General features: G+C 77.0%; 15 protein-coding genes and 1 pseudogene. 1 reads left to right on the forward strand and 15 read right to left on the reverse strand.

What is annotated here, in order from left to right:
• Positions 1-26: 26 nt before the first annotated feature.
• A pseudogene (locus BLS82_RS10220) lies at positions 27-518 on the forward strand (aminoacyl-tRNA deacylase); the annotation flags it as partial.
• On the opposite strand, the gene BLS82_RS16785 reads toward BLS82_RS10220, so the two are convergent.
• From BLS82_RS16785 to murD, 15 genes are all read right to left on the reverse strand, one after another.
• Complete coding sequence (locus BLS82_RS16785) at positions 476-1,150, reverse strand: hypothetical protein (RefSeq protein ID WP_369811061.1); 675 nt, start codon at positions 1,148-1,150, stop codon at positions 476-478. The pseudogene BLS82_RS10220 and the gene BLS82_RS16785 overlap by 43 nt on opposite strands.
• Entirely contained in the window at positions 1,147-4,692 is a 3,546-nt protein-coding gene (gene dnaE / locus BLS82_RS10225) for a DNA polymerase III subunit alpha (RefSeq protein ID WP_092864753.1), read from the reverse strand. Before dnaE ends, BLS82_RS16785 begins: the two co-directional genes overlap by 4 nt.
• A gap of 126 nt (positions 4,693-4,818) precedes the next feature.
• Positions 4,819-5,757 carry an RluA family pseudouridine synthase gene (locus BLS82_RS10230; RefSeq protein ID WP_092864756.1) on the reverse strand — a complete coding sequence of 313 codons (939 nt, stop codon included), beginning with the start codon at positions 5,755-5,757 and terminating at the stop codon, positions 4,819-4,821.
• Positions 5,750-6,256, reverse strand: coding sequence for a signal peptidase II (gene lspA / locus BLS82_RS10235; RefSeq protein WP_369811062.1), 507 nt, complete (start codon positions 6,254-6,256; stop codon positions 5,750-5,752). The genes BLS82_RS10230 and lspA overlap by 8 nt, the downstream gene beginning before the upstream one ends.
• 89 nt (positions 6,257-6,345) lie before the next feature.
• Positions 6,346-7,008: a DivIVA domain-containing protein gene (locus tag BLS82_RS10240; protein ID WP_092865331.1), complete on the reverse strand. Its 663-nt coding sequence runs from the start codon at positions 7,006-7,008 to the stop codon at positions 6,346-6,348.
• Positions 7,009-7,170: 162 nt separating this feature from the next.
• Positions 7,171-7,473 (reverse strand): YggT family protein, encoded by a 303-nt coding sequence (locus BLS82_RS10245; protein ID WP_092864762.1) that lies wholly within the window; start codon positions 7,471-7,473, stop codon positions 7,171-7,173.
• Positions 7,474-7,546: 73 nt separating this feature from the next.
• The gene (locus BLS82_RS16790) at positions 7,547-8,026 is read right to left on the reverse strand and encodes a cell division protein SepF (RefSeq protein WP_092864765.1); all 480 of its coding nucleotides are present in this window, start codon (positions 8,024-8,026) and stop codon (positions 7,547-7,549) included.
• A gap of 61 nt (positions 8,027-8,087) precedes the next feature.
• Positions 8,088-8,783 carry a YggS family pyridoxal phosphate-dependent enzyme gene (locus tag BLS82_RS10255; RefSeq protein ID WP_092864768.1) on the reverse strand — a complete coding sequence of 232 codons (696 nt, stop codon included), beginning with the start codon at positions 8,781-8,783 and terminating at the stop codon, positions 8,088-8,090.
• A complete protein-coding gene (locus BLS82_RS10260) occupies positions 8,780-9,517 on the reverse strand; it encodes a purine nucleoside phosphorylase YfiH/LACC1 family protein (protein ID WP_218123780.1) in 738 nt (245 codons plus the stop codon). The genes BLS82_RS10255 and BLS82_RS10260 overlap by 4 nt, the downstream gene beginning before the upstream one ends.
• A gap of 10 nt (positions 9,518-9,527) precedes the next feature.
• On the reverse strand, positions 9,528-10,856 hold the full coding sequence (ftsZ, locus tag BLS82_RS10265) for a cell division protein FtsZ (RefSeq protein ID WP_092864771.1): 1,329 nt from the start codon (positions 10,854-10,856) through the stop codon (positions 9,528-9,530).
• A 281-nt stretch (positions 10,857-11,137) separates the two neighbouring features.
• Positions 11,138-12,070, reverse strand: a complete 933-nt coding sequence (locus BLS82_RS10270) for a cell division protein FtsQ/DivIB (RefSeq protein ID WP_092864774.1) — start codon at positions 12,068-12,070, stop codon at positions 11,138-11,140.
• The gene (gene murC / locus BLS82_RS10275; protein WP_092864777.1) at positions 12,067-13,563 is read right to left on the reverse strand and encodes a UDP-N-acetylmuramate--L-alanine ligase; all 1,497 of its coding nucleotides are present in this window, start codon (positions 13,561-13,563) and stop codon (positions 12,067-12,069) included. Before murC ends, BLS82_RS10270 begins: the two co-directional genes overlap by 4 nt.
• A complete protein-coding gene (murG, locus tag BLS82_RS10280) occupies positions 13,560-14,702 on the reverse strand; it encodes an undecaprenyldiphospho-muramoylpentapeptide beta-N-acetylglucosaminyltransferase (protein WP_092865337.1) in 1,143 nt (380 codons plus the stop codon). Before murG ends, murC begins: the two co-directional genes overlap by 4 nt.
• A gap of 68 nt (positions 14,703-14,770) precedes the next feature.
• On the reverse strand, positions 14,771-16,180 hold the full coding sequence (ftsW, locus tag BLS82_RS10285; protein WP_092864780.1) for a putative lipid II flippase FtsW: 1,410 nt from the start codon (positions 16,178-16,180) through the stop codon (positions 14,771-14,773).
• Between the two features lies 1 nt (position 16,181).
• On the reverse strand, positions 16,182-17,705 hold the full coding sequence (gene murD, locus BLS82_RS10290; protein ID WP_255378263.1) for a UDP-N-acetylmuramoyl-L-alanine--D-glutamate ligase: 1,524 nt from the start codon (positions 17,703-17,705) through the stop codon (positions 16,182-16,184).

A 17,705-nucleotide genomic window follows, 5' to 3' on the forward strand; every position in this document is an offset into this window, starting at 1 on the left:
GGCGCAGGGCCGGGGCGGGTCGAGGGGTGGCGAGTTCGAGGGGTGGCGCGGCGACACCGGCGACCGCCGTCCTGGCCCGCGCGGGGGTGGCGCACGTCGTGCGCGCCTACGATCACGACGCCGCGGCCGTGGCCCGCGGCCTCGGCGACGGGCAGGAAGCGGCCGCGGCGCTTCGGGTGGACCCGCGCCGGGTGCTGAAGACGCTGCTGGCGGCGGTGGACGGCGAGCTGGTGGTCGCGGTGCTGCCGGTGGCCGCCCGCCTGGACCTGAAGGCGCTGGCCGCCGCCGTCGGGGGCCGGCGCGCGGCGATGGCGGATCCGGCGGCCGCCGAGCGGGCCACCGGCTGCGTCGTCGGCGGCATCAGCCCCCTGGCTCAGCGCCGCAGGCTGCGCACCGTGGTGGACGCCGCGGCGCTGGAGCACGCCGGGGTGCTCGTCAGCGCCGGACGGCGCGGGCTGGACGTGGAGCTGGCGCCTCAGGACCTCGTGCGGCTGACCGGCGCGCTGGTCGCCCCGGTGTCCGCGGCGGGCGGGTCCGCCGGGACCGGACCCGGTGCGGGCGGGCCGACGGTCGAGCCGCCAGCGGCGGGCCCCTCGACCGGCCCCTCGACCGGTTGAGGGCCGCTGTGCTGCCACGCCGCGGCCAGGTGGCCGGCGGTGGCGGCGGCGGCCGCCGCGAGCGGCCACAGGAGCACGACGCCGGGGCTGGACAGGCGCAGCGGGCTGGTGGGGACGGCGTCCGGCGCCGCGGCCAGCTGCTCGGCCACGGGCGGCGGGCCGAGCGCGACGCCCAGGCCCCACGCCAGCAGCGACCCGAGCGCGCAGGCGAGCACCACCGCCGCGCTGCGGCGCGCCGGGGAGGACCCGGGCGCCAGCACGGCGGCCGTGCCGCAGAGCAGGCCCGCGCCGAGCCCGAGCAGGGCCAGCGAGCCGTCGTGGGCGGCCGCCAGCTCCGGCGCCGACGGCGCGTACAGCAGGTCCGGGGCGACCTGCACCACCGGCGCGGTCGGCGCGAGCACGGCCCAGGCGGCGCCGACGGGCACGGCGAGCAGCACCGGACCCAGCACCGGGCCCAGGACCGGGCCCAGGACCGGGCCCAGCACCGGCACGGCGCGCCGCAGCGCGCCCGCAACCCGCCCGGGCCGGCTCACACCAGGCAGCTCGGCCCCAGCAGCGCCTTGAGGTCGCCGAACAGCGACGGCGACGGCGTCACCCGCAGCGCGTCGTCCAGGCGCATCGTCAGCGACTTCTGCGGCTGCACCAGGCGCAGGTGCACCTCGGTCAGCCCCTTGTGGTCGCGCAGCACCTCCGCGAGCCGGTCGGCGATGGCGGTGTTGACGCGCGACTCAGGCAGCACGATGACGACCGGCCCGTCGGTGCTGACGGAGGTGTCCGGCAGGGTCAGCTCCTGCGCGTGCAGGCTGGGCACGTCGTCGCGGCGGCTGAGCCGGCCCCGCACCGAGACGACCACGTCGGGCGCGAGCTGGTGGGCGAAGGCCTCGTAGGTCTGCGGGAAGAAGAGCACCTCCACGGCGCCCTCGAGGTCCTCCACCGTGGCGATCGCCCACTGCTTGCCCTGCTTGGTCATCTTGCGCTGCAGGCCGGTGACCAGCCCGGCGACGGTGACGAAGCTGCCGTCCGGGCGCGCGTCGTCCGCGACCAGGGAGGCGATGGAGCAGTCGGCCGCGTCCGAGAGCACGTGCTCGAGCCCGAAGAGCGGGTGGTCGCTGACGTACAGGCCGAGCATCTCCCGCTCGCGCGCGAGCAGCTCGTGCTTCTCCCACTCCGGCAGGTCCAGCAGCCGCACGTCCAGGCCGCCGCCGCTGGGCGCGCCGTCGTCCCCGCCGCCGATGCCGGCGAAGAGGTCGTACTGGCCGATCGCCTCGTTGCGCTTGAGGTCGATGACGGAGTCCACCGCGCGCTCGTGCGCCTCCAGCAGCTGGCGGCGGGTGTGGCCCAGGGAGTCGAAGGCCCCGGCCTTGACGAGGGACTCCACCGTGCGCTTGTTGCACACCACCGCCGGGACCTTCTCGAGGAAGTCCTGGAAGGAGGTGAAGGCGCCCTTGGACTCGCGGGCGGCCACGATCGCGTCGACGACGTTCTCCCCCACGTTGCGCACCGCCGCCAGGCCGAAGCGGATGTCGGGGCCGACGGCGGCGTAGGTGGCGATCGAGGAGTTCACGTCGGGGGGCAGCACCGTGATGCGCATGCGCCGGCACTCGTTCAGGTACAGCGCCGACTTGTCCTTGTCGTCGCGCACGCTCGTGAGCACCGCGGCCATGTACTCGGCCGGGTAGTGCGCCTTCAGGTACGCCGTCCAGTAGGAGACGACGCCGTAGGCGGCCGAGTGGGCCTTGTTGAACGCGTAGTCGGAGAAGGGCAGCAGGATGTTCCACAGCGTCGTCACGGCGGCGTCGGAGTACCCGCGCTCGCGCATGCCGCCGGAGAAGACCTCGAACTGCTTGTCCAGCTCGGACTTCTTCTTCTTGCCCATCGCCCGGCGCAGCAGGTCCGCCTGGCCCAGGGTGTAGCCGGCGACCTTCTGGGCGATGGCCATGACCTGCTCCTGGTACACGATCAGGCCGTGCGTGGTGCCCAGGACGTCGGCCAGCGGCTCCTCGAGCTCCGGGTGGATCGGGGTGACCGGCTGCTGGCCGTTCTTGCGCAGCGCGTAGTTGGTGTGCGAGCCGGCGCCCATCGGGCCCGGCCGGTACAGGGCGCCGACGGCGGAGATGTCCTCGAAGTCGTCCGGTCGCATCAGGCGCAGCAGGGAGCGCATGGGCCCGCCGTCGAACTGGAAGACCCCGAGGGTCTCCCCGCGGGCCAGCAGCTCGTACGTCGCCCGGTCGTCGAGCTCGAGCTCCTCGAGGACGATGCTCTCGCCGCGGTTGCGCTCGACGTTGCGCAGCGCGTCGTCCATGATCGTCAGGTTCCTCAGGCCGAGGAAGTCCATCTTGATCAGGCCGAGCGCCTCGCAGCTGGGGTAGTCGAACTGCGTGATGACCTGGCCGTCCTGCTCCCGGCGCATGATGGGGATCAGGTCGATGAGGGGCTCGCTCGACATGATCACGCCGGCGGCGTGCACGCCCCACTGGCGCTTGAGGCCCTCGAGCTGGCGGGCGGTCTCGACGACCTTCGCGACCTCGGCGTCGGCGTCGTGCAGGGCGCGGAACTCCCCGCCCTCGGTGTAGCGCGGGTGCTCGGGGTCGAAGATCTTCGACAGCGGCACGTCCTTGCCCATGACCGTCGGCGGCATCGCCTTGGTGATGCGGTCGCCCATGGCGAAGGGGTGGCCGAGCACGCGGGAGGCGTCCTTGACGGCCTGCTTGGCCTTGATGGTGCCGTAGGTGACGATCTGGGCGACGCGGTCCTCGCCGTACTTCTCGGTGACGTACCTGATCACCTCGCCGCGGCGGCGCTCGTCGAAGTCGACGTCGAAGTCGGGCATCGAGACGCGGTCGGGGTTGAGGAAGCGCTCGAAGATCAGGCCGTGGCGCTGCGGGTCGAGGTCGGTGATCTCCAGGGCGTACGCGGCGATCGAGCCCGCGCCGGAGCCGCGGCCGGGGCCGACGCGGATGCCGTTGCGCTTGGCCCAGCGGATGAAGTCGGCGACGACGAGGAAGTAGCCGGCGAAGCCCATCTGCGTGATGACGCCGGTCTCGTACTCGGCGACGCGCCGGGACTCCTCCGGCACGGCGCCCTTGAAGCGCATCTGCAGGCCGCGCTCGACCTCCTTGACGAACCAGGAGGTCTCGCTCTCCCCCTCCGGCACGGGGAAGCGGGGCATGTAGGTGCCCATGCCCTCGGTGAACCCCACCTCGCACCGCTCGGCGATGGCCAGGGTGCTGTCGCAGGCCTCCGGCAGCTCGCGCCACAGCTGCCGCATCTCGGCGGGGGACTTGAGGTAGAACTCGTCGGCGTCGAACTTGAAGCGGTTCGGGTCGGCCAGGGTGGAGCCGGACTGCACGCACAGCAGCGCCGCGTGGCCGGTGGAGTGCTCGGGGCGGGTGTAGTGCAGGTCGTTCGTCGCCACGAGCGGCAGGCCGAGGTCGCGCGCCAGGCGCAGCAGGTCGGTCTGGACGCGGCGCTCGATGTCGAGGCCGTGGTCCATCAGCTCGCAGTAGAAGTTGCCGGCGCCGAAGATGTCGCGGAACTCCGCCGCGGCCGCCCGCGCCTGCTCGTACTGGCCCAGGCGCAGGCGCGTCTGCACCTCCCCCGAGGGGCAGCCGGTCGTGGCGATGAGGCCGGAGGCGTACCGGGAGAGGATCTCGCGGTCCATGCGCGGCTTGTAGAAGTGCCCCTCCAGGCTCGCGAGCGAGGCGAGGCGGAAGAGGTTGTGCATGCCGGCCGTCGTCTCGGCCAGCATCGTCATGTGCGTGTAGGCGCCGCCGCCGGAGACGTCGTCGCGCCCGGCGCCCGGGTCGCCCCAGCGCACGCGCGAGCGGTCCCCGCGCGCCGTGCCCGGCGTCAGGTAGGCCTCGAGGCCCACGATGGGCTTGACCCCGTGCTTCTGCGCCGTGCGCCAGAAGTCGTAGGCGCCGAAGACGAACCCGTGGTCGGTGGTCGCGACGGCCGGCATGCCCATGCGCGCCGCCTCGGCGAACAGCTCGTCCACCCGCGCCGCGCCGTCCAGCATCGAGTACTCGGTGTGCACGTGCAGGTGGACGAAGGAGTCGGCGGCGCCGGAGGGCATGCGAGGGATCCTTCCCGCCGTCGGTACGGACGCTCCCGGCGGCGCCGCCGAGTCTAGGTCGCGCCACCGACGGCGCGCCGGACGCCGCGCGACCTCCTGGGCCGGCCGGGCCGCTGCGGCAGGCCCTCAGGAGCCGGCCGACAGCCTCTCCAGCGCGGTCGCCAGGTCCTGCGGGTGGTCGCTGCGGAAGGCGACCCGCTCCCCCGTGCCGGGGTGGACGAAGGCGAGGCCGACCGCGTGCAGCCACTGGCGGGTCAGCCCCAGCCGGGCCGCGAGCACCGGGTCGGCCCCGTACACCAGGTCCCCGACGCAGGGGTGGCGCAGCGCGGAGAAGTGCACGCGGATCTGGTGGGTGCGGCCGGTCTCCAGGTGCACCTGCAGCAGGCTCGCGGCCGGGAACGCCTCGAGCGTCTCGTAGTGCGTCACGCTCTCCTTGCCGCCCGCGGCGGTCGAGACCACCGCCCACTTCCAGTCGGCGCCCGGGTGGCGCCCGATGGGCGCGTCCACGGTGCCGGACGACGGGTCCGGGTGCCCCTGCACCACCGCGTGGTAGGTCTTGTCGACGGTGCGCTCCCGGAACGCCTGCTTGAGCAGGGAGTACGCGCGCTCGGTCTTGGCGACCACCATCAGCCCGGAGGTGCCGACGTCCAGGCGGTGCACCACGCCCTGGCGCTCGGCGGCCCCGGACGTGGCGATGCGGTACCCCGCGGCGGCCAGGCCCCCCACCACGGTCGGGCCCGCCCACCCCGGGCTGGGGTGGGCGGCCACGCCGACGGGCTTGTCGACGACGACGAGGTCGTCGTCGTCGTGGACGACGCGCAGGCCGGGCACGGGCTGCGCGACCACCGCCGGCGCGGCCGGCGGGTCGGGCAGCTGCACCTCCAGCCACGCGCCGGCGCGCAGGCGGTCGGACTTGCCGGCGGGCGCGCCGTCCAGGAGCACCCCGCCGGCGGCGGCGACCTCCGCCGCGCGCGAGCGGGACAGGCCGAGCATGCGCGAGAGCCCGGCGTCCACGCGCTCGCCGTCGAGCCCGTCGGGAACGGGCAGGGAGCGGCGCTCAGGCACGGGGCCTCCTCGCGGCGTCCCCCGCGCCCTCCGCGCCGCCCGCGTCCTGGGCGGGCGCCCGGGCCTCGCGGCGGCCGTCGACGTCGGTGCCGCGCAGGGCCAGGACGACGACGAGGACGGCGGCCGTGCAGATGGCGGAGTCGGCGACGTTGAAGACGGGCCAGTTCGGCAGCTCGAGGAAGTCGACGACGTGGCCGCGCGCGAACCCGGGCGCGCGCAGCAGCCGGTCGGTGAGGTTGCCGGCGGCCCCGGCCAGCACGAGCCCGAGGGCGACGGCCCAGCCCCGGCTGCCGAGGCGGCGCGCCACGCGCAGGACCGCGACGACGACCACGACCGCGATCACGGTGAAGACCCAGGTCGCGCCGGTGGCGAAGGAGAACGCCGCGCCGGGGTTGCGCACGAGGCGCAGCTGCAGGACGGGCTCCAGGACGGGCACGACCCGGCCCGGCTCGAGCAGGGCGACGGCGAGGACCTTGGTGACCTGGTCGATCAGGTACACCGCGACGGCGGTGGCCGCGAGGAGCGCGAGGAGCCGGCGGCGGCCCTGGAGGGCCGCTGCCGGCTGCGACGCGTCCGGCGCGGGAGCGCTCAGCCCGCTCCACCGCCGAACGGGTAGGCGGCCTCCTGCGCGGCCGGCTGCGCCGGGCGGCCCGGCAGCGCCGCGCCCCGGCTCTCCAGGTCGCGCAGCTGGGACTCCAGGTAGGACTTCATGCGGTTGCGGTAGTCGCGCTCGAAGGCCCGCAGCTCGTCGATCTTGCGCTCCAGCAGCGAGCGCTCCTGCTCCAGGCTGCCGAGGGTCTGGCGCTGCTTCTCCTCCGCCTCGCGCACCAGGCGCGTCGCGTGGTCCTTCGCCTCGCCGACGATCTTGTCGCGCTGCTCCTCGCCGCTGCGCACGAAGTCGTCATGCAGCTTCTGCGCCAGGGCGAGCATGCCGGTGGCGGCCTCGGGCCCGCTGGCGGGCGCCGCCGCGGACGCGGGCACGGCGGCCACGACGGGCGGGGCCTGGCGCTCGACCACGGGCGGCCGCTCCTGGGCGGGCACGGCGGCCGCGGCGCCGGCGCGGCCGAGCTCGGTGACGCGGCGCTCGCACGCGACGAGCTTCTGCTGCAGCTGCTCGTTCTCGGTCGTCAGGCGACGCAGCTCCCCGACCACCTCGTCGAGGAAGTCGTCGACCTCGTCCTGGTCGTAGCCCTCGCGGAACTTGGTGGGCTGGAAGCGCTTGTTGACCACGTCTTCAGGCGTCAACGCCATCTGCGTCACCTCATGGAGTCCTGGCGGTGATCCGCGCCGGGTTCGCGATCACGTCAGGAGCCACCGTAGCGGACGGGAGCCGCCGAGGGGCGGACATGGGGAAGGGCGCGCCGGGCCCGGACGGTGCCCGGGCGGTGCCCGCACGGGCGCCCGGGCGGGCGCTCAGGCGGCCGCGCTCCGGGCCGCGCTGCCCAGCACGCTCATGAGGAGGGAGCAGCCCAGGGCGAGGACGAGGAAGGCGAGGTCGAGCTGGACGCTGCCGATGCGGATCGGCCGGATCACCCGGCGCAGCGCCCTCAGCGGCGGGTCGGTGACGGTGTAGACGACCTCCGCGATCACGAGCGCCACGCCGCGCGGGCGCCAGTCGCGGGCGAAGACCTGCACCCACTCCAGCACCAGGCGGCCGATCAGCAGGACGAAGAAGGCCAGGACGACGAAGTACAGCAGGGAGAGGACGGCGCTCACGGGGCGATCCTCCCAGCCCCCGCGCCCGGGTGGGGACCGGGACCGCGGGGGCGGCGGCGCGGGAGCGGGGAGGTCAGGACTGGTTGAACAGCGTCGCGGAGGCGACCGGCGCCTCGCCGGTGACCTCCACGTGGGCCGGGGAGAGCAGGAAGACCTTGTTCGTCACGCGCTCGATGGACCCGTGCAGGCCGAAGACCAGGCCGGCGGAGAAGTCGACGAGGCGCTTGGCGTCGGCGTCCGACATGTCGGTCAGGTTCATGATCACGGGCACGCCGCCGCGGAAGCTCTCGCCGATGCTCTTGGCCTCGTTGTACGTGCGGGGGTGGATCGTGGTGATCCGCCGCAGGTCCGTCGTGGCCGGGCCGCTGACCAGGCGCGCCACCGGCCGGTCGCGGGTGATCGGGGTGACCTCGGCGTGGCGCTGCTCGACGACCTCGACCTGCTCGTCCACCTCGACCCACTCCCCGTCCGGGACGTCGTGCAGCTCCTGGTAGCGAGGGTCGTCCTCGGCCAGCCCCAGGTACACCATCGTCTTGCGCAGCGCCCCAGCCATGTTCGCTCCTCCGTGCCCGTCGGATGTCACACCAATCACACCAGCATCCGTAGCCCCAACGCTACTGCACGGCCGGGCGGCTGCCCAGGACGGCGCGCCCGACCCTGACGTGTGTCGCGCCGACCGCCACCGCGGCCTCCAGGTCCTCGCTCATGCCCGCGCTCAGCCCCCCCGCGCCGGGGTGGTCCGCGCGCACGCGCTCGCCCAGGCGGGCCAGCCGCTCGAAGGCGCGCGCCGGGTCCTCCCCTGTCGGCGCGACCGCCATGAGGCCCTCCAGGCGCAGCCCCGGCGCGGCGGCGACCTCGTCGACCAGGGCGGGCAGGTCCTGCGCCGCGACGCCGCCGCGGGCCGGGTCGCCGTCCAGGCTGACCTGCACGAAGCAGCCGAGCTCGCGCCCGGTCCGCGCGGCCGCGCGCGAGAGGGCGCCGGCCAGCCGGGAGCGGTCGACCGAGTGCACGACGTCGGCCCACGCGGCGACGGCGGCCGCCTTGTTCGTCTGCACCCGGCCCACCTGGTGCCAGCGCAGGGGCAGGTCCGCGCACGCGGCGGCCTTGGCGGACGCCTCCGGCTCGCGGCTCTCCCCCGCGTCCGCGACCCCGAGCCCGGCGAGCAGGCGCACGTCCGAGGCGGGGAAGGTCTTCGTGACGACGACGAGGACCACCCGCCGCGGGTCGCGGCCGGCGGCGGTCGCGGCGGCCGCCAGGCGCTCGCGGACGGCGCCCAGGCCGGCGGCCAGCTCGGCGCGCCGCTCGCTCACGCGCGCGGCTCCCAGCGCACCAGCCCGGCGGTGCGGGCCGCGCCCGCACCGTCCCGGCGCGCCGAGGAGAGGTCGGGGCTCTCGGCCGTGCACCCGGGCAGCTGCTCGGCGGGCACCCCGAGCGCGGCCAGCTGCGCCAGGACCCCGGCCGCGACGTCGAGGGAGGGCTCGCCGCGCCAGGTCACCGAGGCCGCCACCGGGGAGCGCGCGGCCACCTCGTCGCGCAGCTGCGCGGGCACGCCGTAGCAGCGGGCGCAGATCGACGGCCCGAGCAGGGCGCGCGGGGCGCGGCCGCCGAGGTCGCGCACGGCCCGCACCGCCGCGGCGACCACCCCGGCGTCCATGCCGCGCCGGCCGGCGTGGGCGACGCCGACCACGCCGGCGTCCGCGTCGGCCAGCAGCACGGGCACGCAGTCGGCGACGAGCACGCCGAGGGCGAGGCCCGGCCGGTCGGTCACGACGGCGTCGGCCTCCGGCGGCGGCCCCGGCCACGGGCCGTCGGCGACGGCCACCGCGGCTCCGTGCACCTGCCGCGCGTACAGCACGCGGGAGGCGGGCAGGTCGAGCGCTGCGGCCACGCGCGCCCGGTTGGCGGCGACGGCGGCCGGGTCGTCCCCGACGTGGTCGCCGAGGTTCAGCCGGCCCCCGCTGCTGGCGCCGCCCCAGCGCCCGGTCAGCGCCACCAGGGCGCGCCCGCAGGCGCCGTCCAGCTGACGCCGGGTGGTGAGGACCACTCGCCGCGGGCTACTTGAGGAAGTCGGGGACGTCCAGGTCGTCCCCGTCCACGGCGCGCCCGTAGCGGGTGCGCACCGGCTCGCGCTCGGCAGGCAGCTGCACCTCCGAGGGGTACTGGCCCGGCAGGTAGCCGGGGGCGGGCGAGGGGCTCGGGGCGCCGTCGTCGAGGGCGGACGGCACGGGCTCGGCGCCCGCGGTGCGCCAGTCGACGCGCTCGGGCGCCGCGTACTGCCCGTACTCGTAGCCGCCGCGCTCGCGGGCGCCGCCGGCCGCCCCGACCGGCTGCGCCTGGCTCGCCGGGCGGGCGGCGACCGGCGGCGGGGAGGCGGGCAGCTCCACGGGCGTCGGCGCCGGGCCCGCGGCGCGCCGCTCGTCGCGACGGGCCTGGGGAGAGCCGCCGTCGAAGCCGGCGGCGATCACGGTGACCCGCACCTCGTCGCCCAGGGCGTCGTCGATGACGGCGCCGAAGATGATGTTCGCCTCGGGGTGCGCGGCCTCCTGCACCATCCGCGCGGCCTCGTTGATCTCGAACAGGCCGAGGTCGGACCCGCCCTGGATCGACAGCAGCACCCCGTGGGCGCCGTCGATGCTGGCCTCCAGCAGCGGCGAGGAGATCGCCAGCTCCGCGGCCTGCACCGAGCGGTCCTCCCCGCGCGCGGAGCCGATGCCCATCAGGGCGCTGCCGGCGTTGCTCATCACGGACTTCACGTCGGCGAAGTCGAGGTTGATCAGGCCCGGCGTGGTGATCAGGTCGGTGATGCCCTGGACGCCGGAGAGCAGCACCTGGTCGGCGGACTTGAACGCGTCCAGGACGCTGACGTTGCGGTCGCTGATCGAGAGCAGGCGGTCGTTGGGGATGACGATGAGGGTGTCCACCTGGTCGCGCAGCTCGGAGATGCCCGACTCGGCGCTGGTGGCGCGCCGGCGCCCCTCGAAGGTGAACGGGCGGGTGACCACGCCGATCGTCAGGGCGCCCAGGCCGCGCGCGATGCGCGCGACGACCGGCGCCCCGCCCGTGCCGGTGCCGCCGCCCTCGCCGGCGGTGACGAAGACCATGTCCGCCCCGCGCAGGACCTCCTCGATCTCCTCGGCGTGGTCCTCGGCGGCCTTGCGCCCCACCTCCGGGTCGGCACCGGCGCCGAGACCGCGGGTCAGCTCCCGGCCGACGTCGAGCTTGACGTCCGCGTCGCTCATGAGCAGCGCCTGGGCGTCGGTGTTCACGGCGATGAACTCGACGCCCTTCAGGCCGACCTCGATCATCCGGTTGACGGCGTTGACGCCACCACCGCCGACGCCGACCACCTTGATGACCGCCAGGTAGTTCTGCGGTGCTGTCACCGGTCTCCCGCTCTCGCTGCTCGTCGGGTCCCGGTCTCGGCGGGACCCCGGTCTGGTGGCGCGGACGCAGCGCGCCTCCGCCTGAGTCTCACCCTCAGGTTGAGGGTGATAGTTATGTCACCTGCTGTGCTCCCGACCACGCTAGGCGCGCGGAGGGTCTCACCACAACTCACCACGCCCCGACCCGTCCGGGATGCGCCAGGCAGGCCGTGACCTGCTGCGGCGGGGGCGCGCGGGCGCCGGTGGACGACGTCGCCCGGCGCCTGCTGCGCGCCTGTTCGTCACGGAGCGTCACTGGAGGGCTGCGGCGCCTCCCCGGACGTCGCGGGCGCCGCGGGCGCGCTGACGTCGTAGGCCTGGGCCCTCCGCTCGCGCAGCACCAGCAGGACGTCCGCCTTCAGCTCCGGGGCCTCCGCGCTCCCCCAGCGCACGGTCGCGCCGTCGCGCAGGTCGAGGCGCACGTCGTCCGCGCTGGAGGCGCTGACCCGCGCCACCTCCGCGCGCAGCTCGCCGGGCAGGCCGCGCGCGACCTCCCCGGCGGCGCGCAGCGCTCCGGTGCCCGCGGCGGCGACGTCGACGTCGACGAGGGGCACGTCCTCGAGCAGGCCCGGGCCGGTGGTGATGACGTCCCCGGCGGCGTCGAGGACGTCGTAGCCCCCGTCGGCCTGCACCGCGGCGACCGCCACCCGCTCGGTGACGACCAGCTCGACGCCGTGCAGCCAGCGCCGGTGCACCTGCAGGTCCGCGACGAACGGCAGGTCGGCGGTGCCCGCGCGCACGGCGTCCTCGTCCACGCGCAGCAGCGGGCGCCCCAGCTGGCTCTGCGCGGCGGCCTCGACGGCCGCCGGGTCCGTGCGCGCGGTGCCCGTGACGACGACCTCGCGCAGCGCCGTCACGGGCGTCCCGAGCAGGACCCAGACCAGCGCGCCGACCAGCGCCAGCACCGACAGCACCGCCACGACGGAGCGGGTGCCGGGACGCCGGCGGCGGCGCCGGACGGCGCGCGGCCCGGCGGCGCGCGGCTCGGGCGCGGGCGGCAGCGGCTCCCGCGGAGGAGGCGGCTCGGGGGCGGGGCGCTCGGGAGCGGGGCGCTCGGGCGCCGGGCGCTCGGGCGCCGGGCGCTCGGAGGCGGGTCGCGCGGCGGCGGCCCGCTCGCGGGCGCGCGGGTCGGCGGGCGCGCGGCGCGGCACGGGCGCGGCGGGGCGGCGCGTCACCGGGGGACTCCCGAGCCGGCCACGGGGTGCTGCTCGGCCAGGAGGCTGAGGACCTCCCCCGCGACCATCGTCACGTCGCCCGCGCCCACGGTGAGCACGAGGTCCCCCGGCCGCGCGGCGGCGGCCACGGCGGGCGCGACGGCCGACCAGGACTCCACGTAGCGCACCCGCTCCGGGGGCAGGTCCACGCGGTCGGCGACCAGCGCGCCCGTCACCCCGGGCACCGGGTCCTCGCGGGCGGCGTAGACGTCCATGACGAAGACCTCGTCGGCGACCGACAGCGCCCGGGCGAAGTCCTCCGCGAAGTCCAGCGTGCGGCTGTACAGGTGCGGCTGGAAGACGACGAGCAGCCGCCCGGCGCCGGCGACCTCGCGCGCGGTGCCGACGGCGGCCGCCACCTTGGCCGGGTTGTGCGCGTAGTCGTCGTAGACGCGCACCCCGCCCGCCTCGCCGCGGGCCTCGAAGCGGCGGCGCGTGCCCGTGAACGCCTCGAGCCCCTCGACCGCCAGGGCGGGAGCGACCCCGAGGGTCGTCGCCGCGGCGTAGGCCGCGGCGGCGTCGAGGACGTTGTGCCACCCGGGCACCCGCAGCCGCACCCGCACGGGCGCGGCGCCGCTCGCGCCCGTCCCGCCCGCGCGGTCGGTGGGGTCGGTGCGGTCGGTGAGGTCGGTGAGGTCGAAGGAGGTGCGCGCGCCCTCGGAGCGCACGCCGCCCAGGCGCACGTCGGCGTCCAGGGAGGAGCCGACGGTGACCGCGCGCGCCCCCCGCGCCCGCGCCCGGGCGGCCAGGGCGGCCGAGCCGCGGTCGTCGGCGCAGGCGACGAGGACCCCGCCCGGCACGACGCGGTCGACGAAGGCGGCGAAGGCGGCCTCGAGGGCGTCGACGGTGCCGTAGTGGTCCAGGTGGTCCGGCTGCACGTTGGTCACCACCGCCACGTGCGGGGAGTAGACGAGGAAGGAGGAGTCGCTCTCGTCGGCCTCGGCCACGAACACGTCGCCGGTGCCCTCGTGGGCGTTGGTGCCCGCCCCGACGAGCTCGCCGCCGACGGCGAAGGAGGGGTCGGCCCCGGCGTGCTGGAGGACCACCGTGAGCATCGACGTGGTGGTGGTCTTGCCGTTCGTGCCGGCCACGGCCACCACCCGGCGCCCGTGCATGACCGCCTGCAGCGCCTGGGAGCGGTGCAGCACCCGCAGGCCGCGCTCGCGGGCCGCGGCCAGCTCGGGGTTGGACTCCCGGATCGCCGAGCCCGCGACCACGGTGCTCACGCCGTCGAGGCGCGCCGGGTCGAAGCCGACCGCGACCCGCCCGCCCAGGGCCCGCAGCGCCGCGAGCACGGGCACGTCCTTGGCGTCGCTGCCCGACACCCGCAGCCCCCGCGCCAGCATCACGCGCGCGACGCCGGACATGCCGACCCCGCCGACGCCGACGAAGTGCACGGCCCCCAGCTCCTCGGCGGGCGGCACGGGCGCGTCGAGGTCGAAGCGGGGGCTCACCGCGCGCCCCGCTCCTGCGCGCCCCGCTCCTGCGCGCCCCGCTCCTGCGCGGCGCGCTCGACGAGGTCCGCGAGCCGCTCGTCGCCGTCCCGCACCCCCGCCGCCGCCGAGGCCGCCGCCATGGCCGCCAGGCGGCCGGGGTCGAGCGCGAGGTCGAGCAGCGGCCCGCCGACCCAGGTGGCGGTCAGGGCGGCGTCCTCGACGACGAGGCCGCCGCCGGCGGCGACGACCGGCAGGGCGTTCAGGCGCTGCTCGCCGTTGCCGATGGGCAGCGGCACGTAGACCGCGGGCAGGCCCACGGCCGTCAGCTCGCACACCGTGCCCGCGCCCGACCGGCACAGCGCGAGGTCGGCCGCGGCGTAGGCGAGGTCCATCCGGTCGGTGAACTCCAGGCCCCGGTAGACGGCGCGGCCCGCGCCCTCCGGCGGCAGCCCGGCGGGCGCGACGGCCTTGCCGGCACCGGTCAGGTGCAGCACCTGCACGCCGGCGGCCACCAGGTCCGCCGCCGCCGCGGACACCGCGGTGTTCAGCCGCTGGGCTCCCAGCGAGCCGCCCGTGACGAGCAGCACGGGCGCCTGCTGATCCAGTCCGAAGCGGGTGCGCGCCTCCTCGCGCAGGGCGGCGCGGTCCAGGTGCGCGACCTCCGGGCGCAGCGGCATGCCGGTGGTCACCGCGCCCGGCAGCGGCGTGCCGTCGAAGGTGACGGCCACGTGCCGGGTCAGCCGCGCGCCGAGGCGGTTGGCCAGCCCCGGGCGGGCGTTCTGCTCGTGGACGACGACGGGCACCCCGCGCCGGCGCGCCGCCAGGTACGCCGGCGTCGCCACGTACCCGCCGAAGCCGACGACGACGTCCGCGCCGTCCGGGCCGACGGCGTCCAGGGCCTCCTCGGCGGCGCGCACGGCCGAGCGCAGCCGCCCCGGCAGGCGCAGCACGTCACCGGAGGGCCGCCGCGGCAGGGGCGCGCGCGGCACCAGCGCGAGCCGGTGCCCGCGCGCGGGCACCAGGCGCGACTCCAGGCCCTCGGCGGTGCCGAGCGCGAGCACGGCGGTGCGCTCGTCGCGCCGGCACAGGGCGTCGGCGAGGGCGAGCAGCGGGGAGACGTGCCCGGCGGTGCCGCCGCCCGCCAGCAGCACGGACAGCGGGCGCCGCCCGCCCGCGCCGTCCGCGCCGCCCGCGCCGCCGGTAGCGCCGCCGCCCGCGGCCGCGCTCACCGGGCGCTCCGCGGCAGGGGCACCACGGCCAGGGAGCGCTGCACCGAGCGCCCCACCGCGCCGCGCACGGAGCGGCGCAGCAGCCGCCGCCGGCGGCGCAGCCCGGCCCGGGCGCCGGGCAGGCTGCGGGCGCACGCCTGCACGATCCCGAGCGCGAACAGCGTGCACACCAGCGCGGAGCCGCCCGCGGAGATCAGCGGCAGGGGCACCCCGATGACGGGCAGCAGACCGAGGACGACGGCCACGTTGATCGCCATCTGGCCGATCACCCACGCGACGACCGCGCCGACGAGGACCTGCACGAACGGGTCCTCGCTGCGCCGCACCACGCGGGCGCACGACCACGCCAGCACCACGAACAGGGCCAGGACGGCGACGGCGCCGAGCAGGCCCAGCTCCTCGCCGATGATCGCGAAGATGAAGTCGTTGTGGGCCTCGGGCAGCCAGTTCCACTTCTGCCGGCTGCCGCCGAGGCCGAGGCCGGTCCAGCCGCCGGAGGCCAGCGCCCACAGCCCGTGCTGGGTCTGGTAGCCCAGGCCCTGGGCGTCGGTGCCCTCCGAGAGGAACTCCGCCACGCGGCCCATGCGGTTGCTGCTCGTCAGCACGAAGGCGGCCACGGCCGCCGCGCCGACGGGCACGGCGAGCAGGAAGAAGCGCAGCGGCACGCCGGCGACGAACACGGCCCCGGCGACGAGGACGAGCAGCACGAGCACGGTGCCGAGGTCGCGCCCGAGCAGGACCAGCCCGATCACCGGTCCCGCCCCGAGGCCCACGGGCACGGCCCACTGCGCGAGGCGGTGCAGCGAGCGCCGCTTGCGCGCGAGCACCGCCGCGCACCACAGCACGAGCGCAACCTTGCCGACCTCGGACGGCTGGGCGCTGAACCCGCCGACGAGGATCCAGTTGCGGTTGCCGTAGACGCCGTAGCCGATGCCGGGCACGAAGACCAGGGCCTGCAGCGCCACGGCGGCGACCACGGCCGCCGGGGCCGCGCGGCGCCACACGCCGACGGGCACGCGCGCGGCCACCGCCATCGCCACCAGGCCGACGGCGGCGAAGACCGCCTGCCCGGCGCCCACGGCGTAGGAGCTGCCGCTGTCGGCGAGGGACTCCACGCTCGAGCTCGACAGCACCATCACCAGGCCGACGCCCACGAGCAGCAGGACGGCGCCCTGCAGCACGGTGTACGTGGTGGTCGGGGTGTCCCAGCGGGCGAGGCGGCCGGGCAGCGGGCCACCGAGCAGGGCGTCGGCGGCCGCGCGCAGGCGCCGGCCCCGCTCGCCCGCGGGCGCGCCGGCGGGCCGGGCCGCCGCGGGGCGGGCGCCGGCCGCGGGCCGGGATGACGGCGCCGCGCCCGGCGCCGCGCCCGACGCCGCGCGCGGCCCGGGAGGACGGGTCAGGGCCATCTCACGCACCTCCGTCCCGCGCGCCGCCCAGGTGGGCGCGCACGGCCGCCGCGAAGGCGTCCCCGCGCTCGGCGTAGGACGCGAACTGGTCCATCGAGGCGCTCGCGGGCGCCAGGAGCACGGTGTCGCCGGGCCGGGCCGCCGCCGCGGCGGCCCGCACCGCCTCGGCCATCACGGCCGCACCGCTCCCGGCGCGGCCCTCGGCGCCGCCCTCGACGGCGACCTCGACCACGGGCACCCCCGGCGCGCGGCGGGCCAGGGCCTCGCGCAGCGGGGCGCGGTCGGCGCCGATGAGCACGACGGCGCGCAGGCGCTGCGCGTGCCGGGCCACCAGGTCGTCGTAGGCGGCGCCCTTGGCGAGCCCGCCGGCGACCCACACCGCCCGCTCCGCGCCGGCCAGCGACGCCGCCGCCGCGTGCGGGTTCGTCGCCTTGGAGTCGTCCACCCAGGTCACGCCGCCGGCCCGGGCGACCACGGCGATGCGGTGCTCGCCCGGGCCGGTGGCGCGCAGGCCGTCGCGCACGGCGACGGGCGGCACGCCGTGCGCGCGCGCCAGCGCCGCGGCGCTCAGGGCGTCGTGGACGGTGTGCGGGGCGAGCACGCCGCCGGCGGCCTCGCGCAGGTCCTCCAGGGTCGCCAGCTCCGCCGCGCTGGTGCGCCGCTCCTGCACGAACGCGCGGTCGCACAAGACCTCGTCGACGACGCCGAGCATCGAGACGTCCGGGACCCCCAGGGTCGTGCCGACCGCGCGGCAGCCCTCGACGACGTCGGCCTCGCGCACGAGCCGCTCGGTCAGCGGGTCCTCCGCGCTGTAGACGCACGCGACCTCGGTGCGCTCGTAGACGCGGCCCTTGTCGGCCGCGTACGCCTGCAGCGACCCGTGCCAGTCCAGGTGGTCGGGCGCGACGTTGAGGCACGCGCTGGCGCGCGGGGAGACCGTGCGGGTCCAGTGCAGCTGGAAGCTCGACAGCTCCACGGCCAGGACGTCGTGCCCGCGCGGGTCGAGCACGGCCTCCACGAGCGGGGTGCCGATGTTGCCGGCGGCGGTGGTGCGCAGGCCCGCCGCGGCCAGGATCGCCGCGAGCATCCGCACGGTCGTGGTCTTGCCGTTGGTGCCCGTGACGGTCAGCCACGGCGCCGCGCCCGGCCCGCGCAGCCGCCAGGCCAGCTCCACCTCGCCCCACACCGGCACGCCGGCGGCCTGCGCCTGCACGAGCGCGGGCGCGTCCGGGCGCCAGCCGGGCGAGGTCACCACGAGCTCGGGCGCCTCGCCGTCCACGGCGGGCAGCGCGGCGGCGGCGCCGGCACCGAGCAGGGCGCGCCCGCCGAGGACCTCCAGCAGCCCCGCGCGGTCGCGCTCGGCCTCGCCGTCGCGCGCCTCGACGGCGACCACGCGCGCGCCGCGCTCGGCCAGCGCGACGGCCGCCGCCGTCCCGGAGACCCCGAGGCCGGTGACGACCACGCGCCGCCCCTCCCAGCGCTCCCCCGGCTCCTCGCCCGGTCCCCCGCCCGGTCCCTCGCCCAC

The organism is Quadrisphaera sp. DSM 44207 (assembly GCF_900101335.1).
GTDB lineage: Bacteria > Actinomycetota > Actinomycetes > Actinomycetales > Quadrisphaeraceae > DSM-44207.

Bases quoted from the DNA above. Each gene is read 5' to 3' on its own strand.
- BLS82_RS16790 (WP_092864765.1), bottom strand. From the start codon at position 8,026: ATGGCTGGGGCGCTGCGCAAGACGATGGTGTACCTGGGGCTGGCCGAG.
- BLS82_RS10240 (WP_092865331.1), bottom strand. From the start codon at position 7,008: ATGGCGTTGACGCCTGAAGACGTGGTCAACAAGCGCTTCCAGCCCACC.
- ftsW (WP_092864780.1), bottom strand. From the start codon at position 16,180: ATGGCCCTGACCCGTCCTCCCGGGCCGCGCGCGGCGTCGGGCGCGGCG.
- dnaE (WP_092864753.1), bottom strand. From the start codon at position 4,692: ATGCCCTCCGGCGCCGCCGACTCCTTCGTCCACCTGCACGTGCACACC.